The sequence below is a fragment of the Staphylococcus xylosus genome, assembly GCF_002732165.1.
GTDB classification, from domain to species: Bacteria; Bacillota; Bacilli; order Staphylococcales; family Staphylococcaceae; genus Staphylococcus; species Staphylococcus xylosus.
Genome location: NZ_MRZO01000011.1, coordinates 1 through 21,524 on the forward strand (window position 1 = coordinate 1; position 21,524 = coordinate 21,524).

Genomic DNA, 21,524 nt, shown 5'->3' on the forward strand with positions numbered 1-21,524 from the left:
ATCTCTAACACTTGTTTTGAACCAACAATTTAATGTTGCGTTCGGAATTAACGTTGACATATTGCAATTCAGTTTTCAATGTTCATTTCTTCATTTAATAATAATTATGGTGGAGACTAGCGGGATCGAACCGCTGACCTCCTGCGTGCAAAGCAGGCGCTCTCCCATCTGAGCTAAGCCCCCATATATATTTTAAAAGAGTCGGGAAGACAGGATTCGAACCTGCGACCCCTTGGTCCCAAACCAAGTGCTCTACCAAGCTGAGCTACTTCCCGTATTAATTTAAGCATTTTAAAAATGGTGCGCCCGACAGGGGTCGAACCTGTAACCTCTTGATTCGTAGTCAAGTACTCTATCCAGTTGAGCTACGGGCGCATTATTAAAATGATGGTGCCGAGGACCGGAATCGAACCGGTACGGTGATCTCTCACCGCAGGATTTTAAGTCCTGTGCGTCTGCCAGTTCCGCCACCCCGGCAAAAATAATGGAGCAGAAGACGGGATTCGAACCCGCGACCCCGACCTTGGCAAGGTCGTATTCTACCGCTGAACTACTTCTGCAAAATGAAACTGTATGAGCCATAGTGGGCTCGAACCACTGACCCTCTGATTAAAAGTCAGATGCTCTACCAACTGAGCTAATGGCTCATGAAATGGTGCCGGCCAGAGGACTTGAACCCCCAACCTACTGATTACAAGTCAGTTGCTCTACCAGTTGAGCTAGGCCGGCTATTCATTTGAAATGGTGGAGGATGACGGGTTCGAACCGCCGACCCTCTGCTTGTAAGGCAGATGCTCTCCCAGCTGAGCTAATCCTCCACATGAAATTTATTATAAAGCCTGGCAACGTCCTACTCTTGCGGAACGTAAGTCCGACTACCATCGGCGCTAAAGAGCTTAACTTCTGTGTTCGGCATGGGAACAGGTGTGACCTCTTTGCCATTGTCACCAGACAAAATAACTTACTCCATTAATGATACATTGTTTATAAGTTAATTGCAATAGTCAATTTTACACTATCTTCAAGAAATCTTTAAACAACATTTACTTGAGTTACTTATTTATGTATTCATTGTTTTTGACGACTTTTATATAATACTATGTTTTCTAGTTCGAGTCAATAGCTTTTTTAACTTTTTCTCGAAAAAGTATTACTGTATTTTCGTATGTCATGTTTCGCTCACTTGCTTAACTCGACTTGAATAATCTTACCATATGAAAACAGCATTTACCATACCTTTTATAGTATATTTTTATATCTTTATAGCATAATTATGCATAAACGTTTCTTATTACTTAATTTATTTATTGGAAATGCCTTTAATACTGACTTTTATCCCCTTCCAACATATATTAACTACTTCTTTCAACAATAAAAAAACGAATATCGCGTCTTGTAATAATAACAAGACATGATATTCGCTTTATTTTAGGCAAGCATATTTAAACGCGTAATTAGTTATATTACTTCTGTCTCATATATGGGAACAGTAATACGTCACGTATTGATGCTGAATCAGTAAGTAACATCACTAATCTATCAATACCAATACCTAATCCACCTGTTGGAGGCATACCGTATTCTAGTGCTTCAATAAAATCTTCATCCATTTCATGAGCTTCATCGTTTCCTTGTTCTTTTTCTACTAATTGCGCTTCGAATCTTGCTCTTTGGTCAATAGGGTCATTTAATTCAGTAAATGCATTACCATGTTCTCTTCCTACAATGAATAACTCAAAGCGATCTGTAAATCTAGGATCCTCAGCGTTTTTCTTAGCTAATGGAGAAATCTCTATTGGGTGTCCATAAACAAATGTAGGTTGAATTAATGTTTCTTCAACTTTTTGTTCAAAGAATTCATTTAAGATATGACCATACTTCATATTACTTGTGATTTCTACGCCATGTTCTTTAGCGATTGACTTAGCTTCATCATCACTTTGGATGTTGAAGAAATCCACACCTGTAGCTTCTTTAACAACATCAGCCATATGGATTCGTTTCCAACTAGATTCTAGATCAATTGTTTCTTCTCCATATGATACTTTAGCAGTGCCTAATACTTTTTCTGAAATATGTCTAATCATATTTTCAGTAATATCCATGATGTCGTGGTAGTCAGCATATGCTTCATACAATTCAATCATCGTAAATTCTGGGTTATGTCTTGTAGACACACCTTCATTTCTAAATACACGACCAATTTCATATACTTTTTCTAGACCGCCGACGATAAGACGTTTTAAATGTAATTCAATTGCAATTCTCATATATAATGTAGCATCTAATGCATTATGATGTGTAACAAACGGACGAGCTGCAGCACCACCAGCTATTTGATGCATCATTGGTGTTTCTACCTCTAAAAATCCTTGAGCGTTTAAATAGTTACGCATCTCTTGTAATATTTTACTACGGTTAATAAATGTCTTCGTACTATCTTGGTTTGTAATTAAATCAAGATAGCGTTGACGATAACGTTGTTCAATATCTTGTAAACCATGGAATTTATCTGGTAAAGGGCGTAATGCTTTTGTTAAAAGTGTAAACGATTTTGCTTTAACCGATAGTTCACCTGTGTTCGTTTTGAACATAACTCCTTCAACGCCCACAATGTCACCTAAATCTGAAGAATTCCAAATCTCAAATTGTTCATCGCCTACTTGGTCTTTTCTTACATAAATCTGTATTTGACCACTTAAATCTTGTACATGAGCAAAGCCTGCTTTACCTTTACCACGTTTTGTCATTAAACGTCCTGCTATACTTACATGACTTTCTTCTTCTTTTTCTTGTAATTCTTCTTTAGAGAATTGATCCCAATCTTCCTGTAATGGGCTAGCCATTGAACTACGGTCAAACTTTTGTCCAAATGGATCAATTCCTAAATCGTATAATTCTTGTAATTTTTGTCGGCGAACCTGCATTTGGTCGTTCATTTCTTCTGACATAACTTTCTCTCCTTTATGCTTTTCAATCTTTATACTTTTTCACTGAATCGTCTGTCATCACTATATTACCAATTGTTTCATTAGAATGCGGTTCAATAAAATTAGATGCTATATCATTTAATGGAATCAGAACAAATGAACGTTCTAACATTCTCGGATGCGGAACAACCAAATCTTCTTCTTCAATAATTTGATTTCCATACAATAAAATATCTACATCTAAAGTTCTTGGTCCCCAACGTACTTCTCTCACACGATGCAATTGTTGTTCTGTTTCCATACATGCCTTTAACAAATCTTTTGGTTTCAATAATGTTTGAATTTCAATACATTGATTTAAAAATTGTGGCTGATCAACATAACCTACTGGCTCTGTTTCATATATCGGCGAAACTTTCGTGACTTCAATACCATTTTTATTATTTAAAATGCGCACCGCTTCATCAAGTTGCGTTTCTCTTTCTCCAACATTACTACCTAATCCTAAATAAGCATATACCATTAGTGATTCTCCCTCACCACTTCAACACCTACGCCATTATAATGTCCAGGTATAGGTGGATTTTCTTTAGTGATTCTGACTTTCGTTTCCACTACACGATTATAGTGTGAATTTATACGTTTTGCAATACGTTCAGCCAGATGCTCTAATAAATTTACTGGCTTCCCTTCCATAATCGCTTTCACTTCTTCAAATATTTCTCCATAATGCACAGTATCTGTAACTTTGTCAGTTTCACCAGCTATGCTAAGATCAACTTTCATCGTGACATCAACAATAAATATTTGTCCAATCTCATTCTCGGCTGGTAACGCGCCATGATAACTATAAAACCTCATACCATTAAGAAATATTGTGTCGCGCATCCTCATTCTCCTTTAAATAGTCCATACTTTGTGCTATACGAGCATTTAATGCAACGTTATGTACTCTTACACCTCTAATACCTTTTGTAATACCATATGCTGTTGTGCCAGCAGTTGCTTCATCTCGTTGAGTTGGAGTTGTATCTCCTCCAATCATTTCCTTAATAAATCTTTTTCTGCTAGTTGCTAACAGCACTGGATAGCCAGTTGCTACAAGTTCATCTAATCGAGTCATAACTTCCTTTTCCTCGTCCCTTGTTTTTGCAAAGCCAATACCTGGATCAATCCAAACTTTATGCTGTGGTATACCCGCCATTTCAGCTTTATTTGCTTGTTTTAAAAGATACAACAGCATCTCATCAACAACTGATTCATCTCTATGTCCGTCTCCATTGTGCATTAACACAATTTCACCTTCATATTTCGCAACAATTTCAAATATGCGTGGATCATGGTGGCCAGCCCATTGGTCATTAATCATCGTAGCGCCTAATTTCATGGCCGCTTCTGCTACTTCACTTCTATATGTATCAACTGATACTTGAATACCTAGACGAGTCAAAGCTTCTACCACAGGTACGACACGGCTAAGTTCCTCATCAACACTCACTTCTTCATAACCCGGTCTCGTAGATACACCACCGATATCTATAATATCAACGCCTTCTTCTATCATTTTCTCTGCGCGTTCAATAGCTTTTTCAACTGAATTATACTTTCCCCCATCAGAAAATGAGTCAGGGGTAACATTTAATATTCCCATAATTTTTGTATGCGTCATAATCATTTTGCTTCCTTTCACATCTAAAATGATTTTCCTATCAAATTATTATCATAATTCTATAATAACGTTAATTTTTATTTTTTTCAGTAACAAGTGCTTGAATGATCTGTAATTTTTAACGAACCAAAATAAACCTATATATATGAAGTGAAACATCTATTCTAATAATCACATTAAAAAACCGGTACACATAATTATGTGACCGGTTATTAATATACTTCTTTGATTAATCATCAAATGCAAATAATGGTGTTGATAAGTAACGTTCACCATTACTTGGTAATACAGTGACAACTGTTTTGCCTGCACCTAGGCTTTTAGCTTTTTCAATAGCTGCGTGAATCGCCGCACCTGAAGAAATACCACATAAGATACCTTCTTCTTTAGCAACTTTACGTGCTGTTTCCATAGCTGTTTCATTACCTACTTGAATAATTTCATCGTAGATATTTTCATCTAAAGTATCAGGAATAAATCCTGCACCTAAACCTTGTAATTTATGAGGGCCAGGATTTCCACCACTTAACACTGGAGAATCTTCTGGTTCAATTGCCACAAGATTTATATCTGGGTACTTCTCTTTTAATACTTTGCCTGCACCACTTAATGTTCCACCTGTACCAACGCCAGCTAAGAACGAGTCAATTGTTTTACCTTCAAATTGTTCAACTAATTCTGGTCCAGTTGTTAATTCGTGTACACGAGGATTAGCTGGATTTTCAAATTGTTGTGGTTCAAAGTAACCAAACTCTTCTTTCAATTCTTTGGCTTTTTTGATTGCACCTTTCATTGCTTCTGAACCAGGTGTTAATACTAACTCTGCGCCGTATGCTTTTAACAAGTTACGACGTTCTTGACTCATCGTTTCAGGCATTGTAAATACAGCTTTATAGCCTTTAGCTGCACATACAAATGCTAAGCCAATACCAGTGTTTCCACTTGTTGGTTCAACGATTGTATCACCAGGTTTAATTTTGCCTTCTTTTTCAGCTTCTTCAATCATAGCTAATGCGATACGGTCTTTTACAGAACCGCCCGGATTTTGATACTCAAGTTTTACATAAACGTCTGCAGCACCTTCCTCTACAACGTTATTTAATTTAACTACAGGTGTGTTTCCAATCACTTGTACGATGTTATCTACTGGTTTATTTGACATAAGTATTACTCCTTTTCGTTAAAAAGTTTTCAAACCCTACTTTTTCTCTCGGATATACTTTTATTTTATCAGATTTTTCTGTAAATACAACAATAAAACCTTATTTATTTAATTTCCAAGATATTACAATATTAATATTACCCTTTTTACTTAATATTTTCTAATAATTCCTGTAATTCTTCCTCTGAATAAGTGTATTTACTTCTACAAAAATGACATTCTGCTTCTGCACCATGATCTACATCAATCATATTCTGAATTTCTGCTTCCCCTAAACCTTTAATTGCATTTAAAAATTTATCGTGACCACAGTTACATTCAAATTGTGCTGGAAGGTTTTCTAGTAATTGCACATTGTCTTCACCCAAAATTTCAAACAAAAGTTCTTCTGGTGATAAACCTTGATCAATCAGTTTAGATACTGGTGTCATATTATTAATGGCATTTTCTAGCTGATTAATCGTTTCATCTTCTGCGCCTGGCATTACTTGGATTAAAAATCCACCTGATGCTTTAATTGAATTATCCGGGTTCACAAGTACACCAAGACCTACTGAGGAAGGAACTTGTTCACTTTTAGCAAAATAGTATGTGAAATCGTCACCTAACTCACCTGAAACTATTGGACTTGAACCTGAGAAATAATCTTTAAGTCCTACGTCTTTTACTACAGTTAATGATCCATTTGTGCCAACTGCTCTGCTAACATCTAATTTACCACTTTCATTTAATGGAAAATGTGTTTGAGCATTAGTGACATAACCTCTTACATTTCCTTTCGCATCAGCATCAGCAATAATTTTACCTATTGGGCCTTGACCATCTACTGTTACCGTTAACTTTTGTTCACCTTTCAACATAGCACCCATCATTAATGTTGCAGTCATTGTACGACCAAGTGCAGCTGATGCAGTTGGCCAAGTATAATGTCTTGTCTGCGCTTCTTGAACACTTTCAGTTGTCAAAGCACTGTATGCTCGAATTTGTCCTCCAAAAGCTAAAGCTTTAACTATATAATCATTAGTCATTGTTAAGATTACTCCTTTAATTTTAATTATTTTTTGTCATATATCGGCTCATTTTGTCAAATTTCCTTCTATTAACGCAATTTATTTTAATATTTCTTGATGAAAATTACTAACTATTTGTTTGACTAAACACTTGTTATAAAATAATAATCGCTTAAATAGTCATTTACAACTAAAAAAACTCCTTTCTACTATTCATATTGCTAGTAGAAAGAAGTTTTGGTTTTATTTCTTAGTTTCTATTGCTTGGGTCATTAGGATCACTTGGGTTGCTTGGTTTATCTATATTTGGTGATTGTTCATGACCTGTATCTTCTTTGTCTTTGTCGTCTTGCTGTTGTTGATCATCGTCATTGTTTTCTGATTGCTCTCGACGAACTTCATCGTATGATTTTCCGTATTTACCTTTTTCAAAATCATCATTTTCGTTTTCGACAACTTTTGCGCCATCGTAATCGACTTCAGGTAATACGCCGTCATAGAATAATGAACGTATCTGTTCAGCAACTAACGTCTCTTCAGTCAATAATGATTCAGCGATTAAATTCAACTGAGATTTGTGTTCTAGCAAGATATCTTTACAACGCTCATATTGTTCTTTAATAATACGTTGTACTTCTTTATCAATTTCGTAAGCAATTTGCCCTGAATATTCTGGATCACCTTGCATGTCTTTACCTAAGAACACTTGTCCATTACTACTACTTGAGAATTGAACCGTACCAAGTTTTTTACTCATACCATACTCAGTAACCATTTGACGTGCAATTTGCGTTGCGCGTTCAAAGTCATTAGATGCACCAGTGGATACTTCGTTAAAGTTAATATCCTCTGAAACACGTCCACCGAGTAAACCACAAATTTTATCTAGTAATTCTGGTTCCGTCATTAAGAAACGATCTTGTTTTGGTAACATCATTGCATAACCACCGGCTTGACCACGAGGGACAATAGTAACTTTGTGAACCACTTCAGCTTCATCAAGTACCATACCTATTATCGTATGACCCGCTTCGTGGTGTGCTACAATGTTACGTTCTTTATCAGAAATAACACGAGATTTCTTAGCAGGACCTGCAATAACGCGGTCAGTTGCTTCTTCTATATCACGCATATCGATTTTTTTCTTACCTTCACGTACAGCAACAAGTGATGCTTCATTTAATAAGTTTTCTAAATCGGCACCTGAGAAACCAGGAGTTCTTTGAGAAATTGCTTTCAAATCAACTGTTTCATCAAGTGGTTTATTCTTAGCATGCACATGTAATATCGCTTCACGACCCTTAACATCTGGACGGCCTACTTGAATCTGTCTATCAAAACGACCTGGGCGTAATAATGCTGGGTCTAAAATATCAGGACGGTTAGTCGCAGCTATCATAATGATACCTTCGTTTTCACCAAATCCATCCATTTCAACTAATAATTGGTTCAATGTTTGTTCACGCTCATCATGGCCACCGCCAACACCTGCGCCACGTTGGCGTCCAACTGCATCTATTTCATCAATAAAAATGATACAAGGCGCATTTTTCTTAGCGTTTTCAAATAAATCACGTACACGGCTTGCACCGACACCAACAAACATCTCTACGAAGTCTGAACCACTGATTGAGAAGAATGGTGTACCTGCTTCACCGGCAACTGCACGCGCAAGTAATGTTTTACCTGTACCAGGAGGACCTACTAATAGGACACCTTTTGGTATTCTTGAACCCATTTGTTTAAATTGTTTATTGTCTTTTAAGAAATCGACAATTTCAATTAATTCTTGTTTTTCCTCATCTGCCCCAGCTACATCTGAGAAGCGTACGCGTTTCTTCTGACTGTCGTACATTTTTGCTTTGGATTTACCAAAGTTCATCATACGGCCGCCACCGCCGCCGCCACCTTGTGCTTGGCTTAGGAAGAAAATGAATAATAACGCAATAATTAATACAGGAATTAATGTTGTTAATATACTTACAAATACGCTTTGTTTTTCTTCTTCTTTAACTGTAAATTTTAATCCATCTTGATTTTGTGCTGCGTTTGTTATTTTTTCAAGCTCTTTATCGTTGTTATATAAAATTGTTGAAGAATAGTCTTCATCATTTTTTGTTTTACCACTTACCATATATACATTTTGTTCAGGCTGGATTTCAAGTGATTTCAAATCACCTTTTTCTAGCTGTTTCACAAATTGGTTATATGTAAGTTGTTTTGGCATATTCCCATTTCCATTTAAAAACGAAAACAGACCAAAAATAATAACGCCAATGATTGCGATAACTAGCACGTTACGAAAGGCTTTCTGCATGCGTCGTTTCCTCCTACTTCAATAATAAAACTAACAAAAATTGTAACATAATGCATAAGTTCAAGGCTAGTATTTCAACTTTTGTACTACGTTTACAATTTCAGGCGCTTTATCTTAATTTTTATTTCTTTTTTGCTTTTAATTATATTTAAATTGCATTACATATTAACAAACCACCATAAATTTATGTATCCAATACTTACAAGAATTTATTTAATTAGTGTCTATTCTATTTACTCATATAAAACGACTTAGACTTACATTATATAATAATTTCCTAGTCGAATAAATTGTATTGCTTATTTCGAATAAATTTCTGGTTTAAGTGTACCGATATATGGTAAATTTCTATAGTTTTCAGCATAGTCCAAACCATAGCCAACCACAAATTCATCAGGAATTTTCTTACCAACATATTTAGCTTCGATATTGGCTTTACGACGGTTAGGTTTATCAAGCAATGTTACTATTTCAAGCGAATTCACACGACGAGATTCTAGTAATTCAGTAATTGATTTTAAAGTCGTTCCAGTTTCCAAGATATCTTCTATAATCAAGATGTCTTTATTTTCAATTGAAGAACTTAAATCTTTCAAGATTTGAACCTCTCCTGTAGATTCTGTTCCTCCGTGGTAACTTGAAACATCCATGAAATCTATCGCTAAATGTGTATCAATATGTTTAATTAAGTCTGCCATAAACATTACTGATCCCTTTAATATGCCGATACAAACAAGGGGTTTCCCTTTATAAGCTGCTGTAATTTGTTCACCTAAATCTTTACATATTTGATGAATATCTTCCTCTGATAACAATACTTCCTTTAAATCATCTCTCATTTTTTCATTCCTCTCCCATATCTCGTATACAAATTAAGTCTTTGTATTTACTCTTTAAAAATAATGTTCCAATAGCAATAATTTCATTATCAGCATTAACTATGATTGGCATTTGGTCACGTTCTTGTTGCTCAATTTTATTATCAATCAACAATCTACTAACCTTTTTATGCCCTTTTGTTCCATTTAATTCAAATTTATCACCATCGTTTCTTGTACGAACTACTAGTGGAAATTCAACTGTAGGAAGATCGTTATTAATGTCAATACTATAGTGACTATAGTTGTAAGTCCCTGATTGATTCATCTTAGTCGGAGAAAGTTTCACGTCATCATTTGCCATTATTATAAATTTATCATAAGAAATGTAAATTATCCATTTATCTGTTGTATATAATGTAGATTGTGCTATATTTTCATCCATGACTTGAAACCATTGATTATAAGTTTTTTCTGTTAAAGAATCGTGCATTGGTAGACTAGCAAGCAATTTATCTAATATGCCCATTTTCACGCTACGTCGCAATTGTGAAAATTGCTTTCTAGAAAAACGGTATTGGGCGTTACTAGTTTCAACACTATTTTCTATAAAAGCATTAGCCTCGCTCTCAATGACTAACCTTTGTTCGTCATGCCACTCTTTTAGTTTTAATAACTGCTTAGTCTCTAAGTGTTTATTCAGCTCTATTTCAGGTAATATGCGATTTCGAATGTCATTTCTTACATAATGATTTTCTGCATTAGTTTCATCTTCATAAAAAGGGACGTTGTAAGTTTGTTGATAATTTCGAATTTCCATTTTAGTCGTTGTCAACAGTGGTTTACATATATCGTAGCAACCTCGAGTTGTTAAATAAGACATCCCTAGACTACTTCTAGTAGAACGGCCAGTCATTAACCTATAAAAAATGGTTTCTAACTGATCATCTTGATGATGGGCTGTGAGTAGTACATCTGCATTTAAATCCTTCATCATTAAATCAAACCAACGATACCGTTCAATTCTAGCCTCATTTTCTATACTATTACCTTTTTCAACAATATTAGATAAATCTAATTGTTTAACATGTAGTGCAATGTCATGGTCAATACAATATTGCTTGAGAAATAATTCTTCTTCATCGGCAATCGATCTAATATTATGATTCACATGCAAACAGGTTAATTGGGCGTATGTATCTTGCAAGTTTGTAATAAGTTGATGCAATAACACCATGCTATCTATACCAGTTGATACAGCCAATACGATGTGCTTATCTGAAGACCAACCTTCAATATTAACTTCCATGCAAACCATCTCCTTACTTGTAGACATACATTAAACACACTAGCATAAAATTATAATGTACTAATTTTTAACAAAAAAGAGACTGTTTCCTCAAGTAAGAAAACAGTCTTAGATTGTTACGATCAAACTTAATATTGGAATAAATGATTTCACTTTGTCCTCAATGAATCAAGTTAGGTATATGCGGAACAGTCTCATTATATATTTTTAGCGTCTAGCGCCTTTTCCGCCACGTCTAGATTCTGTTTGACGTTTGATGGAAGTTAATTTATCTTCACTATCTTTCAAGAAATTTGTTAATTTCTTTTCAAAGTCTTCACCTTTTGGTTGAGGTTGTTTGTGATTAGGTTTACTTTGCGGTCTACGCGGGCGATCTTTTGCTTTTTTAATAGATAAACTAATTTTTCCATCATCAGCAATTGAAAGCACTTTAACTTCGACTTCATCTCCAACAGATAAGTGGTCTTCTACATTTTCCACGTAATTATCTGCAACTTCACTTATGTGAACTAAGCCACTCTTTCCTTCTGGAAGTTCGACAAAAGCGCCAAACTTTTTAATTCCAGTGACTTTACCTTTAAGCTTGTTTCCTACTTCGATTGACATATTGTAAATAAATCCTCCCGATTTGTTTCGATTTTAACCTTATTATATGCCTGTTTGCATAAATTAACAATGGTATTATGATGCAAAAAAATATTTTTCGTTATTTATCCTCTTTCGATGATTTCGATTTGGATTCAGACTTGTCACCTGGCAACTTGAAAATTACTTCCCCATCATTACTTAAATAATAATCATCTCTCGCTATTTTCTCTATATAACTTTTATCATTAAGGTTATTAAGTTGTTCTTTTAATGCAAGTTCTTCATCTTGTTGCTTTTGATATTTTTGTTCTTTTTGTTGGCGTTCTACAGCATCTTCTTGATTACTTTGTTTTTGAGTGACAAGCATTACGCATAAGATAATTATAATAGCGAGTAAAATACCGCCGAATAAAGTAATACGTTTACGAACTACACGTCTTCTCATTTTTTGTTTCTGTTTCTTCTTGTTTTCTGAAGAAGTAAATGTATTACCTATGTTTTCTACTTTTTTACTCAATGCTTGTCACCTCCTCTATTATTAAGATTCACCAATTTTTTCTTCTTTTACAATTTCATACATGCCTTTAGCATTTTCTTTTGTTGCATGTTCGCTTAAACCAGTCACATTTATAGTTATAATTTTCTGACCAAAACGAATTACAAGTTCGTCTGTAACTTTAACGTCTGTGCCAGCTTTTGCAACTGAACCATTTACTGTAATTCTTCCTTGATCACTTATCTCTTTTGCTAATGTACGGCGTTTCACCAATCTTGATACTTTAAGATATTTATCAAGCCTCATGATTTATCTCCTCCTCGCTCTAAAAATTGTTTCAAATCAGCTTCGTTTAACGACATATTTTTGGTTATATCATACAACTTCATAAAATGCTCTGCAAACACTTTTTCGAATTTCACACGTTGTACTTTACCTTCTTCAGCTTTAGCATTGGCCCATATATGTTTTAAATCTTCTTCTGACTCTGCTTGTGCTTCTCCAAATATATGTGGGTGTCTGTGTATCATCTTACTTGTTAAGCTTTGTACTACTTCATTTATATCAAAAAAGCCTTCTTTTTTACCAATACTTGTATGCAAGAGTACTTGTAATAGTATATCACCTAGTTCTTCTATAATATGCCAATCATCTTCATTATCTATGGCTTCAAATAGCTCAAATGATTCTTCTAATAAATACCTTTTTAGTGTATTGTGTGTTTGCACTTTGTCCCATGGACAACCAGTTTCATCATCAACCAGTTTATCAATAATACTTGTCGCGTAATAAAAATCACCGTAGTAAGCAGTTTCGTTATCTACCTTTTTAATAAATACACTTGTTACATTACTGAATATCATAGCGTGATGGTCTAATTCATACAAAGGCGTTTCAATAACTTTTGCCCCACTACTCTTAGCGCCATCTACAATATAAACGACTTGTTCATCATCATAACGCTCCATCAATGTCACTTTTAAATCTCCAGCTGTCATCGGACTATACACTTGTGTTATTAGCGTGTGCGTACGTATGTTCAATTGCTGACTAGTAAGTGACGTAGCATCAAGCAAAGTAAAACCATCATTAGGGTCTACTTTTACCGCTTCGAACACATCATCTATAAAACTTTTACCACCCAATATTTCAACTTGTATATTGTCATGTTGTTGTGCATATGCTTCTAATTTTACAGTTGTCGTTTCTGCTACGCGAGGATGGCCTGGCACCGTATAAACGATATCATCTTGCTGTGCTGCTTCAATTAATTGCATCACAATAGTTTCGTAGACATCATCAAATGCTTGATTTTCTTCATAAACATGATCAAAACTTTGGAATTTCATACCTTCGTTAGTCAATGCTTGAATTACAGGATGCTCCAAAGTTCTAGTATACGCTATAGGCTTATTTTTTAAAAATTTGTATATGCCTAATGGTAAATCGTCGATTCCATAGTTGCCTAGTCCAACAATCGTTATCTTCCCTGTCATTATCTTTTCCCTCTCTTTATATGGTATAACTTATCACCAAATGGTAAATGTTTTAATTCTCTATAACTTAACAAGTTGGTGCGCACAATAGCAACAATAATCACGATGGCGCCAACACCTGCTGCGATTAATAATTCTATTAAGCCAATTATTCGTCCATGTTCAGGAATCAGCCACATTGTAATTTGAACTGCTAATGAAAGAATAAGCATTGTGATGATTAACTTAATAACATATTTACGCATACTCTGGAAAAGATAATATTTTAATACGTGTTTGTGTAATACAATTGTAAATAAAACGAGTGATATCACAGTACTTAGACTACTACCTAACATTAATAGTTGCGGTATCAATACTATATTTAGTATCGTTTTACTTACAACCCCCACGCTAAACGCCAACAACACAGGACGCACTTTATTTTTCACTTGTAATAGAGCGATATCCATCATAATGAGTGACACACAAATAACGGTTAACATATAAACGGCTAGCGTTATCGTTTGGCTATCATTTTTAAAAAACACGCTATTCATAATAGGCATTAAATTAATTAAACCAATGCCCGCCGAGACGCTAAACAAGATCGTGATTTTAATAGAAGCATTCGCGTATCTATTGGTAAGCACCTTATTCTCAACTTTTATTGCGTCCGTTAGCAAAGGAATTAGTACAAAGCAAAACGTCGTTGTTACGATTAATCCCATTTGAATAAAAGATGCCCCACGATCATAGACGCCTTTTTGGGAAGTCGCTTGTTGAAAATTCAAACCTGTACTTTGCAGCATGTGAAGTACTGTAAAACTGTCCACTACCTGCCAAACAATTACAATCAATTGGCTCACAGCAAAGACAAGTATAGCTAAGACTAGTTTGCGCCATTCTACAAATGACTTTTGCGCTGCTTCATATGACTTATTTTGTGAGTCTCTGAATGGTTTGCGTATTACAAGAAAGAGGCTCGATGCTAAAAATCCAAATGCTGAACCGATAATCGCTATTGTTCCCGCAGCATAAAGTGACCATTGCTGTGTCATAAATAAAACAATTGCCAAAATGATGATAGCAACACGTACAAATTGCTCGATTACCTGGGAAATAGCTGGCACATTCATATTTCTCTGTGCTTGATAATAACCTCTAAACACACCTAAAATGCCGATAAATAAGAAGCTAAAACTTGCTGCTCTAAGCATAGGCGTTAGGCTAATATCACCCATTAACAATGCTACCCACTTCGCACAAAACAGCAGAAGCAAGAAAAAGACTGTGCTTATGAGTTGTATACGCATCATTACATGAATGTATTGCTTAAAACCTCCTTCTGAACCAAATATCTGGGTAACTGCACTAGGTATTGCATTCATCGTTAAAATAACCCCTAATGCTACGATCGGATAAACTTGCTGATATGCATATAACCCTTCATCCCCCAAAATATTTTGATAAGGTACACGGTAAATTGCACTTAATACTTTGACAACTATAAGAGCCAAAGTGAGTACGACCACTCCATTAAAAGCAGTCGATTTGTCTATCTTAGCTTTCATCAGAGATAACCATACTTTCTTCTAAACATTTTGCTAGGAATTTCAAATTATCAAACCAAGTACTTGTTTTATTTAATGTCACTTTCATTTTACCATCTTGAACGCCTACTTTCATTGAGCGTCCTAATGGTTGAGTTTGTTTAAATAATGTTTCGCCATTAATGTCTGTCGTACCCTTTTCAGATAAATAAATTTCTACTTTTTTACCAATATCCTTGATCAAGGTTACACCAGCATGCAATGCATGTACTTTAATTTCCATCATTTCTAGAAGTCTTTCAACTTCAACAGGATAATCATTAAAGCGGTCAATTAACTCATCTTTAACGTCCATTAGTTGTGCTTCCGTCTCAATTTTACGTAATTTCTTATAAATTTCTATTTTAGCCTGCTCATTTTGAATGTACTCTGCTGGTAAGTATGCATCTATGTTAAGTTCAATCTCAACTTCTGGAGCGTCTTGTTTTTCATCTGTCACGCCGCGTTTTTCATTTACCGCTTCTTCTAGCATTTGAGAATATAAGTCAAAGCCTACTGAATCTATAAAGCCATGTTGTTGTTTACCTAATAAATTACCAGCACCACGAATGTTTAAATCACGCATCGCAATTTTGAAACCTGAACCTAATTCAGTAAATTCTTTAATTGCTTGTAAACGATCTTCGGCAGTTTCAGAAAGTACTTTATTCGTAGGATGTAAGAAGTACGCATAGCCAATACGGCTTGAACGACCTACACGACCTCTTAATTGATAAAGTTGACTTAATCCAAAGCGGTCAGCATCTTCTATAATTAAAGTATTCGCATTTGGAACATCTACGCCCGTTTCAATAATAGTCGTAGTAACAATGATGTCATATTCATGATTGATAAAACTTAGCATTGTTTCTTCTAAGTCCCTTTCATTCATTTGTCCATGTGCAACACCTATGTTGGCATCTGGCATAAGCATTTGTAATTGCTCTCTTTTCTCATAAATAGACTGCACTTTATTGTATAAATAAAACACCTGACCATCTCTTGATAATTCTCTTTCTAATGCTTCTTTAATAAAATTAGTGTTCTGCTCTAATACGTATGTTTGCACTGGAAAACGGTTCTCTGGTGGTGTTTCAATAACAGATAAATCACGCACGCCTAGCATACTCATGTGCAAAGTACGGGGGATTGGTGTAGCTGTTAATGTAAGCACATCCACATTATTTTTTAAAGATTTGATTCGTTCTTTATGTCGTACACCAAATCGTTGTTCTTCATCTACAATAAGTAATCCCAAATCTTTATAATGAATATCTTTCCCCAATAATTTATGTGTACCTACAATAATATCGACAAAACCTGATTCCAAACCTTCTTTAGTTTTTTTAATTTCTTTTGCAGTTCTAAACCTACTAATTAACTGTACTTCTATTGGGAAGTCTTGCATGCGTTCGATTAATGTTTCATAGTGCTGTTGTGCTAATATAGTTGTCGGTACTAAAAAGGCAACTTGTTTACCTTCCATTACTGCTTTAAACGCTGCTCTTACAGCAACCTCAGTCTTACCGTAACCAACATCTCCACACAGCAATCTATCCATAGGACGTTCAATTTCCATATCCTTTTTAATCTCTTCAATCGACTTACTTTGGTCAGGAGTAAGCTCATAAGGAAAGTCAATTTCAAAATCATTTTGTTCAGCTGTATCAGGACCAAATTGATAACCAACAGACATTTCACGTGCTTTATATAATTCTATTAATTCATCTGCCATATCTTCAACACTTTGTTGAACTTTCGCTTTGGTTTTTTTCCACTCTGAGCCACCAAGTTTATTTAACCTAGGCGTTTTATCTTCTGATGCCACATATTTTTGAACTTGGTCCATTTGGTCTACAGGTACGAATAATTGATCTGTCCCTTTATATTGAAGTTTAATATAATCTTTATGTACACCACCAACTTCTAGCGTCTCTACACCTAGGTATCTGCCTACCCCGTGATGAACATGTACAATATAATCACCTACTTTTAAATCTTGATAAGATTTAATTTTTTCGGCGTTTGTTAAAGTTTTTTGTTGTTTCGGTTTTTTCTTTTGTTTTGATTTAAATAATTCTCTCTCTGTGACAACAACTAATTGCATATACGGCAATTCAAAGCCTTCTGATAAACTACCTTCAGTAATAATCGCGCTTCCACCTTCATTGCGGTGCGTAGGCGTATCAATAAATGTTGGTATATGCATTTCATTGAGCATTGATTGTATACGTTCTTTTTTGACTTCTGTTTCAGCAAGTACAACAACCGTATAATCATTTTGAATAAATCGTTGAAATTCTGAACGCATAATATCGTATTGTCCATAAAACTGTTGCACAGGCTTACATGAAAATTTAATAATTTCGTTTAACTCAACAGACATTGTCGCTGTAAATAATGTGAAATATGTCACCGGATATGACTTTAGTTGGTTTTCAAAAGCATCGTATTGCAAGAAGCTTTGATCAATAAACCCTTTACCGCTTTCAATCAAATTTTGCATAAACTCATCCGCTTCTGAAATAAGTGCCGTTTCAGTTTCTTTAATTCTGTTATATTCATCTACCGCTACAATTGCGTCATCCTTAAAGTAATCGATAATTGTAGTAGGCTGTTGATACATAAAAGCGACAAGACGGCGTAATACTTGATGATCAAACATAGATGATTCGAATAACTGAAAGCTTTCATACGTTTCTTTTAATTCATTACGGACCGCTTTATCAATTTTTGGTCTTGTATATTCATATGCTTCTTTGAGTTTTTGCTTTGTGTGATTAAGCACATCTTCTGTTATTATATAATCGCTCGCAGTAGTGATGTTTACCTCTTCAACGTTTTCCTGTGATCTTTGGGTTTCTACATCAAAATCACGAATTGAATCTACTTCTGTATCAAAAAGTTCAATTCTAACCGGACTACCAATTAGTGGATAAATATCAATAATACCGCCTCGTAAAGAAAACTCGCCTATATGAGAAACAACACTTTCTCTACGATAACCCATATTAACTAACTTATTTAAGAAATCATCAATATCTATATCATCCCCTACACTCAATGTTAATTGATGTGATTTCCACATTTCTACAGGGGTCAACCATTTCTTCAGTCCGTTAAGCGGGACGATAAATAAACCTCTCTTTTCTTGAGCAAGCGCCGTTAATGTGCGCACACGTTCACTCATAAATTGAGGGCTTTGTGTTGAAAATTCTTCTGTCATAATATCTTGCATTGGGTACTTATAAATATCTTGTTCTTCCACAAACTGCGTTAAATCACTTTCTAATTTATCTGCTTGATAAAGATTGTTTGTTACAATTAGTAATTGTTTAGAACTATTCAAATATTTTTCAGCGATTATCGTTGCTTTAGCAGCACCCGATAAACCCGTAACCAGCACCTGCTCTTTTCCAAATACTTCGTTTAATTCCTGATAACGTTTATCTTCATTTATATATTCTGTAATTATTGATTTCAATTGATTTCACCATTATATTCATTCATCACACGATCAAACCGATCACTTTCTATGTAGGCTTCAATTGCACGTGCAGAATGTTCTATTACTTTATTCATTGTTTCCATTTCTTGTTTTGAAAATTTTTGCAATACGTAATCTACGATAGACATCCCATTTGAAGGTCTGTCTACACCAATTCTAATACGTTTAAATTGATCAGTGCCTAACACTTGGATAATTGATTTCATACCATTATGTCCACCAGCACTTCCTTTTTGTCTTAAACGGATCTCACCTTGCGGCAAGTCTAAATCATCATATAAAACGACTAAATCATCAATATCTATGTCGTAATATTTCATTAATGGACCTACTGCCTCACCAGATAAATTCATCATCGTCATTGGTTCAATAAACATTACTTTTTCGCCTGCAAATCGTTCTATCGTGTATGCGCCTTTAAACTTCTGTTTATCTAAACTGAATTTATTCTGTTCTAACATATAGTCAATTACTTCAAATCCAATATTATGTTTTGTTTGTTCAAAGCGTTTACCAATATTGCCTAAACCTACAATACACTTCATTATGTTACCTCCAATAGTTGTCTTTCTTCATCTAATTTATATTCGAGTTCTATTATTTATTATTCTTATCATTTTTTATCGTATCATTCACTATAATAACATAAAAAAGCACCTGCTTAACGTATTAAGCACGGTGCTTTTTATAAGATATGATAACGCTGACTTAATCAGCGTATGATGATAAAGTAATTACAAGCTGTGTTAGCTTATTATTTCTCTTCTGCATCACTTTCATCGTCTTTTTCTTCGCCAACAACAGCTGGTTCTTCAGTTTCTGAATCGCCTTCCATTGCTTCGATTTCTTCTTCAGTAGGTTCTTCAGTTGGAGGAACTACTGTTACAACTGAATCAGTTACTTCGTTTTCGATAGTGAATTCGCCTGAAATTTTGATGTCTTCTACTGAAAGCGTATCGTTAATTTCTAATTCAGTGATATCTACTTCGATTACTTCAGGAATATTATCTGGAGTAGCAGTAACTTCAAGGTTGAATAATGGTTGTTCAACAACGCCGCCTTCTTTAGCTCCAACAGCTTCGCCAACTAATTGAACTGGTACTTCAACAGTACGTTCTTCAGTCATATTGATAGCTAAGAAATCGATGTGAGTGATTTGGTTTTTAAGTGGGTCGAATTGGTAGTCTGAAACCATTACTTTAATAGTTTTAGAACCTACGCCTAATTCGATAACACCGTTACGTCCAACTTCACGGATAACTTTGATAAATTCTACTTCGTCTACTTTAACTGAAGTATTTTTAGTACCATAACCATATACGATTGCAGGTACTTTACCAGTATTTCTTAATTTTTTAAGGTCTGAACGAGTTTGTTTACCTTGACGAATAATTGACTTTAATGCAGCCATATTATTTCCACCTTTCATATTTTGTTCTTATCTTTCATAATAAGAACCCCTCCACTTACCCATCAACATTACGTTGCTTGCAAGTGTTTATTAAGTCGTGATTTCACGAACGGAACAATTATATATCTATTTTACCAATTAGTCAAATAGCACACTAACAGATTCACGTTCATACACACGGATAATAGCTTGTGCTAATAAACCTGCTACAGACAATTCTTTCGTATTAGATGGTTTACGGCTTTCATCTAATTGAATTGAGTTCGTAACTACAAGTTCTTTTATTGCTGAATTTTCAATGCGTTCTTTTGCTGGGCCTGATAAAACAGGGTGAGTACAACATGCATAAACATCTTTAGCACCTTTATCTTTTAAGGCTTGTGCAGCTAAAGTAATCGTACCAGCTGTATCAATAATATCGTCTATAATAATAGCTGTACGACCATCGATTTCACCTACAATATTCATAACTTCGGCAACATTAGGTTTTGGACGACGTTTGTCTATGATGGCAATTGGTGTTTTCAATATATCTGCAAGTTTACGTGCTCTTGTTACCCCACCGTGGTCAGGTGAAACAACAACGCACTCTTCAAGGTCAATATCTGTCTGATTACTAAAATATTCTGCTAAGATCGGAACACCCATTAAGTGGTCAATTGGCATATCGAAGAATCCTTGGATTTGTGGCGCGTGTAAATCAAGTGCAATCATACGATCTGCGCCTGCTGTTTCAATTAAGTTCGCTACAAGTTTTGCTGTAATTGGTTCACGGCTACGTGCTTTTCTATCTTGGCGTGCATAGCCATAATATGGAACAACTATATTAATGTTCGCTGCTGATGCGCGTCTACAAGCATCAATCATGATTAACAATTCCATTAAATGTAAATTCACCGGATTTGATGTTGGTTGAATAATAAATACATCACAACCACGAATACTTTCTTCTATATTTATTTGAATTTCTCCATCGCTGAAACGTTTCACTGAACATTTACCTAGCTCAATTCCAACTTGGTCTGCAACTTCTTGGGCTAATGGTTCATTACCCTTTAAAGAAAATATTTTCAAAGCAGAATTCTTATACTCATTGTTTAACATTTATAGTCCTCCAATTAATTCTTTCAATTCGTTTTCCTTTGTAGACAAAACAAAACTTAAAGCGTTCAGCAATATAATCACATACTCTGGTTAACTTTCATACAATTACATTGATTTTAACAGTTTAAGCACGCT

The 21,524-nt window shown here is 34.9% G+C and carries 18 protein-coding genes, 8 tRNA genes and 1 rRNA gene; all 27 read right to left on the minus strand.

All coding sequences use genetic code 11. The features are described 5' to 3' along the window. Positions 1-107 precede the first annotated feature (107 nt). A tRNA-Ala gene (locus BTM19_RS12155) sits at positions 108-183 on the minus strand. 18 nt (positions 184-201) lie between these two features. Beyond that, positions 202-275 (minus strand) — tRNA-Pro (locus BTM19_RS12160). 23 nt (positions 276-298) lie between these two features. After that, positions 299-375, minus strand: a tRNA-Arg gene (locus BTM19_RS12165). 13 nt (positions 376-388) lie between these two features. Next, positions 389-477, minus strand: a tRNA-Leu gene (locus BTM19_RS12170). An 8-nt stretch (positions 478-485) separates the two neighbouring features. After that, a tRNA-Gly gene (locus BTM19_RS12175) sits at positions 486-560 on the minus strand. Positions 561-574: 14 nt separating this feature from the next. Beyond that, positions 575-647 (minus strand) — tRNA-Lys (locus BTM19_RS12180). Positions 648-653: 6 nt separating this feature from the next. Then, positions 654-729, minus strand: a tRNA-Thr gene (locus BTM19_RS12185). 13 nt (positions 730-742) lie between these two features. Beyond that, a tRNA-Val gene (locus BTM19_RS12190) sits at positions 743-818 on the minus strand. A 19-nt stretch (positions 819-837) separates the two neighbouring features. After that, positions 838-952: ribosomal RNA gene (rrf, locus tag BTM19_RS12195) — 5S ribosomal RNA — on the minus strand. Positions 953-1,463: 511 nt separating this feature from the next. Continuing rightward, positions 1,464-2,951: a lysine--tRNA ligase gene (lysS, locus tag BTM19_RS12200; protein ID WP_099265872.1), complete on the minus strand. Its 1,488-nt coding sequence runs from the start codon at positions 2,949-2,951 to the stop codon at positions 1,464-1,466. A gap of 22 nt (positions 2,952-2,973) precedes the next feature. Then, positions 2,974-3,453 (minus strand): 2-amino-4-hydroxy-6-hydroxymethyldihydropteridine diphosphokinase, encoded by a 480-nt coding sequence (gene folK, locus BTM19_RS12205; protein ID WP_099265873.1) that lies wholly within the window; start codon positions 3,451-3,453, stop codon positions 2,974-2,976. Continuing rightward, positions 3,453-3,818: a dihydroneopterin aldolase gene (folB, locus tag BTM19_RS12210; RefSeq protein WP_038678791.1), complete on the minus strand. Its 366-nt coding sequence runs from the start codon at positions 3,816-3,818 to the stop codon at positions 3,453-3,455. The genes folK and folB overlap by 1 nt, the downstream gene beginning before the upstream one ends. Beyond that, a complete protein-coding gene (folP, locus tag BTM19_RS12215) occupies positions 3,796-4,599 on the minus strand; it encodes a dihydropteroate synthase (protein WP_058625929.1) in 804 nt (267 codons plus the stop codon). Before folP ends, folB begins: the two co-directional genes overlap by 23 nt. A 229-nt stretch (positions 4,600-4,828) precedes the next feature. Beyond that, positions 4,829-5,761, minus strand: a complete 933-nt coding sequence (gene cysK, locus BTM19_RS12220; protein WP_038678794.1) for a cysteine synthase A — start codon at positions 5,759-5,761, stop codon at positions 4,829-4,831. Positions 5,762-5,907: 146 nt separating this feature from the next. Then, positions 5,908-6,789 carry an Hsp33 family molecular chaperone HslO gene (gene hslO, locus BTM19_RS12225; RefSeq protein WP_029379218.1) on the minus strand — a complete coding sequence of 294 codons (882 nt, stop codon included), beginning with the start codon at positions 6,787-6,789 and terminating at the stop codon, positions 5,908-5,910. A 232-nt stretch (positions 6,790-7,021) separates the two neighbouring features. Then, the gene (gene ftsH, locus BTM19_RS12230; protein WP_029379217.1) at positions 7,022-9,088 is read right to left on the minus strand and encodes an ATP-dependent zinc metalloprotease FtsH; all 2,067 of its coding nucleotides are present in this window, start codon (positions 9,086-9,088) and stop codon (positions 7,022-7,024) included. Positions 9,089-9,387: 299 nt separating this feature from the next. Then, on the minus strand, positions 9,388-9,927 hold the full coding sequence (hpt, locus tag BTM19_RS12235; RefSeq protein ID WP_029379216.1) for a hypoxanthine phosphoribosyltransferase: 540 nt from the start codon (positions 9,925-9,927) through the stop codon (positions 9,388-9,390). Positions 9,928-9,931: 4 nt separating this feature from the next. Beyond that, positions 9,932-11,215 carry a tRNA lysidine(34) synthetase TilS gene (tilS, locus tag BTM19_RS12240; RefSeq protein ID WP_058625930.1) on the minus strand — a complete coding sequence of 428 codons (1,284 nt, stop codon included), beginning with the start codon at positions 11,213-11,215 and terminating at the stop codon, positions 9,932-9,934. Between the two features lie 207 nt (positions 11,216-11,422). Then, positions 11,423-11,821: a S1 domain-containing RNA-binding protein gene (locus BTM19_RS12245; protein WP_017722020.1), complete on the minus strand. Its 399-nt coding sequence runs from the start codon at positions 11,819-11,821 to the stop codon at positions 11,423-11,425. 100 nt (positions 11,822-11,921) lie between these two features. Further along, the gene (locus tag BTM19_RS12250; RefSeq protein WP_029379214.1) at positions 11,922-12,320 is read right to left on the minus strand and encodes a septum formation initiator family protein; all 399 of its coding nucleotides are present in this window, start codon (positions 12,318-12,320) and stop codon (positions 11,922-11,924) included. Between the two features lie 21 nt (positions 12,321-12,341). Continuing rightward, positions 12,342-12,605, minus strand: coding sequence for an RNA-binding S4 domain-containing protein (locus BTM19_RS12255; protein ID WP_029379213.1), 264 nt, complete (start codon positions 12,603-12,605; stop codon positions 12,342-12,344). Continuing rightward, positions 12,602-13,795, minus strand: a complete 1,194-nt coding sequence (locus BTM19_RS12260) for a MazG nucleotide pyrophosphohydrolase domain-containing protein (RefSeq protein WP_081225250.1) — start codon at positions 13,793-13,795, stop codon at positions 12,602-12,604. Before BTM19_RS12260 ends, BTM19_RS12255 begins: the two co-directional genes overlap by 4 nt. Continuing rightward, a complete protein-coding gene (locus BTM19_RS12265) occupies positions 13,795-15,348 on the minus strand; it encodes a polysaccharide biosynthesis protein (protein WP_038678799.1) in 1,554 nt (517 codons plus the stop codon). The genes BTM19_RS12260 and BTM19_RS12265 overlap by 1 nt, the downstream gene beginning before the upstream one ends. Next, complete coding sequence (mfd, locus tag BTM19_RS12270; RefSeq protein ID WP_038678801.1) at positions 15,338-18,850, minus strand: transcription-repair coupling factor; 3,513 nt, start codon at positions 18,848-18,850, stop codon at positions 15,338-15,340. Before mfd ends, BTM19_RS12265 begins: the two co-directional genes overlap by 11 nt. Further along, the gene (gene pth / locus BTM19_RS12275; RefSeq protein ID WP_029379209.1) at positions 18,847-19,419 is read right to left on the minus strand and encodes an aminoacyl-tRNA hydrolase; all 573 of its coding nucleotides are present in this window, start codon (positions 19,417-19,419) and stop codon (positions 18,847-18,849) included. Before pth ends, mfd begins: the two co-directional genes overlap by 4 nt. Positions 19,420-19,628: 209 nt before the next feature. Next, entirely contained in the window at positions 19,629-20,285 is a 657-nt protein-coding gene (locus BTM19_RS12280; RefSeq protein WP_029379208.1) for a 50S ribosomal protein L25/general stress protein Ctc, read from the minus strand. 138 nt (positions 20,286-20,423) lie between these two features. Continuing rightward, positions 20,424-21,389 carry a ribose-phosphate diphosphokinase gene (locus BTM19_RS12285; protein WP_029379207.1) on the minus strand — a complete coding sequence of 322 codons (966 nt, stop codon included), beginning with the start codon at positions 21,387-21,389 and terminating at the stop codon, positions 20,424-20,426. Positions 21,390-21,524 lie beyond the last annotated feature (135 nt).

What these genes read in the sequence shown, in the direction of transcription:
- lysS (WP_099265872.1), bottom strand. Translation starts at nt 2,951, where the DNA reads ATGTCAGAAGAAATGAACGACCAAATGCAGGTTCGCCGACAAAAATTA.
- folK (WP_099265873.1), bottom strand. Translation starts at nt 3,453, where the DNA reads ATGGTATATGCTTATTTAGGATTAGGTAGTAATGTTGGAGAAAGAGAA.
- folB (WP_038678791.1), bottom strand. Translation starts at nt 3,818, where the DNA reads ATGCGCGACACAATATTTCTTAATGGTATGAGGTTTTATAGTTATCAT.
- folP (WP_058625929.1), bottom strand. Translation starts at nt 4,599, where the DNA reads ATGACGCATACAAAAATTATGGGAATATTAAATGTTACCCCTGACTCA.
- cysK (WP_038678794.1), bottom strand. Translation starts at nt 5,761, where the DNA reads ATGTCAAATAAACCAGTAGATAACATCGTACAAGTGATTGGAAACACA.
- hslO (WP_029379218.1), bottom strand. Translation starts at nt 6,789, where the DNA reads ATGACTAATGATTATATAGTTAAAGCTTTAGCTTTTGGAGGACAAATT.
- ftsH (WP_029379217.1), bottom strand. Translation starts at nt 9,088, where the DNA reads ATGCAGAAAGCCTTTCGTAACGTGCTAGTTATCGCAATCATTGGCGTT.
- hpt (WP_029379216.1), bottom strand. Translation starts at nt 9,927, where the DNA reads ATGAGAGATGATTTAAAGGAAGTATTGTTATCAGAGGAAGATATTCAT.
- tilS (WP_058625930.1), bottom strand. Translation starts at nt 11,215, where the DNA reads ATGGAAGTTAATATTGAAGGTTGGTCTTCAGATAAGCACATCGTATTG.
- BTM19_RS12245 (WP_017722020.1), bottom strand. Translation starts at nt 11,821, where the DNA reads ATGTCAATCGAAGTAGGAAACAAGCTTAAAGGTAAAGTCACTGGAATT.
- BTM19_RS12255 (WP_029379213.1), bottom strand. Translation starts at nt 12,605, where the DNA reads ATGAGGCTTGATAAATATCTTAAAGTATCAAGATTGGTGAAACGCCGT.
- BTM19_RS12260 (WP_081225250.1), bottom strand. Translation starts at nt 13,795, where the DNA reads ATGACAGGGAAGATAACGATTGTTGGACTAGGCAACTATGGAATCGAC.
- BTM19_RS12265 (WP_038678799.1), bottom strand. Translation starts at nt 15,348, where the DNA reads ATGAAAGCTAAGATAGACAAATCGACTGCTTTTAATGGAGTGGTCGTA.
- pth (WP_029379209.1), bottom strand. Translation starts at nt 19,419, where the DNA reads ATGAAGTGTATTGTAGGTTTAGGCAATATTGGTAAACGCTTTGAACAA.
- BTM19_RS12280 (WP_029379208.1), bottom strand. Translation starts at nt 20,285, where the DNA reads ATGGCTGCATTAAAGTCAATTATTCGTCAAGGTAAACAAACTCGTTCA.
- BTM19_RS12285 (WP_029379207.1), bottom strand. Translation starts at nt 21,389, where the DNA reads ATGTTAAACAATGAGTATAAGAATTCTGCTTTGAAAATATTTTCTTTA.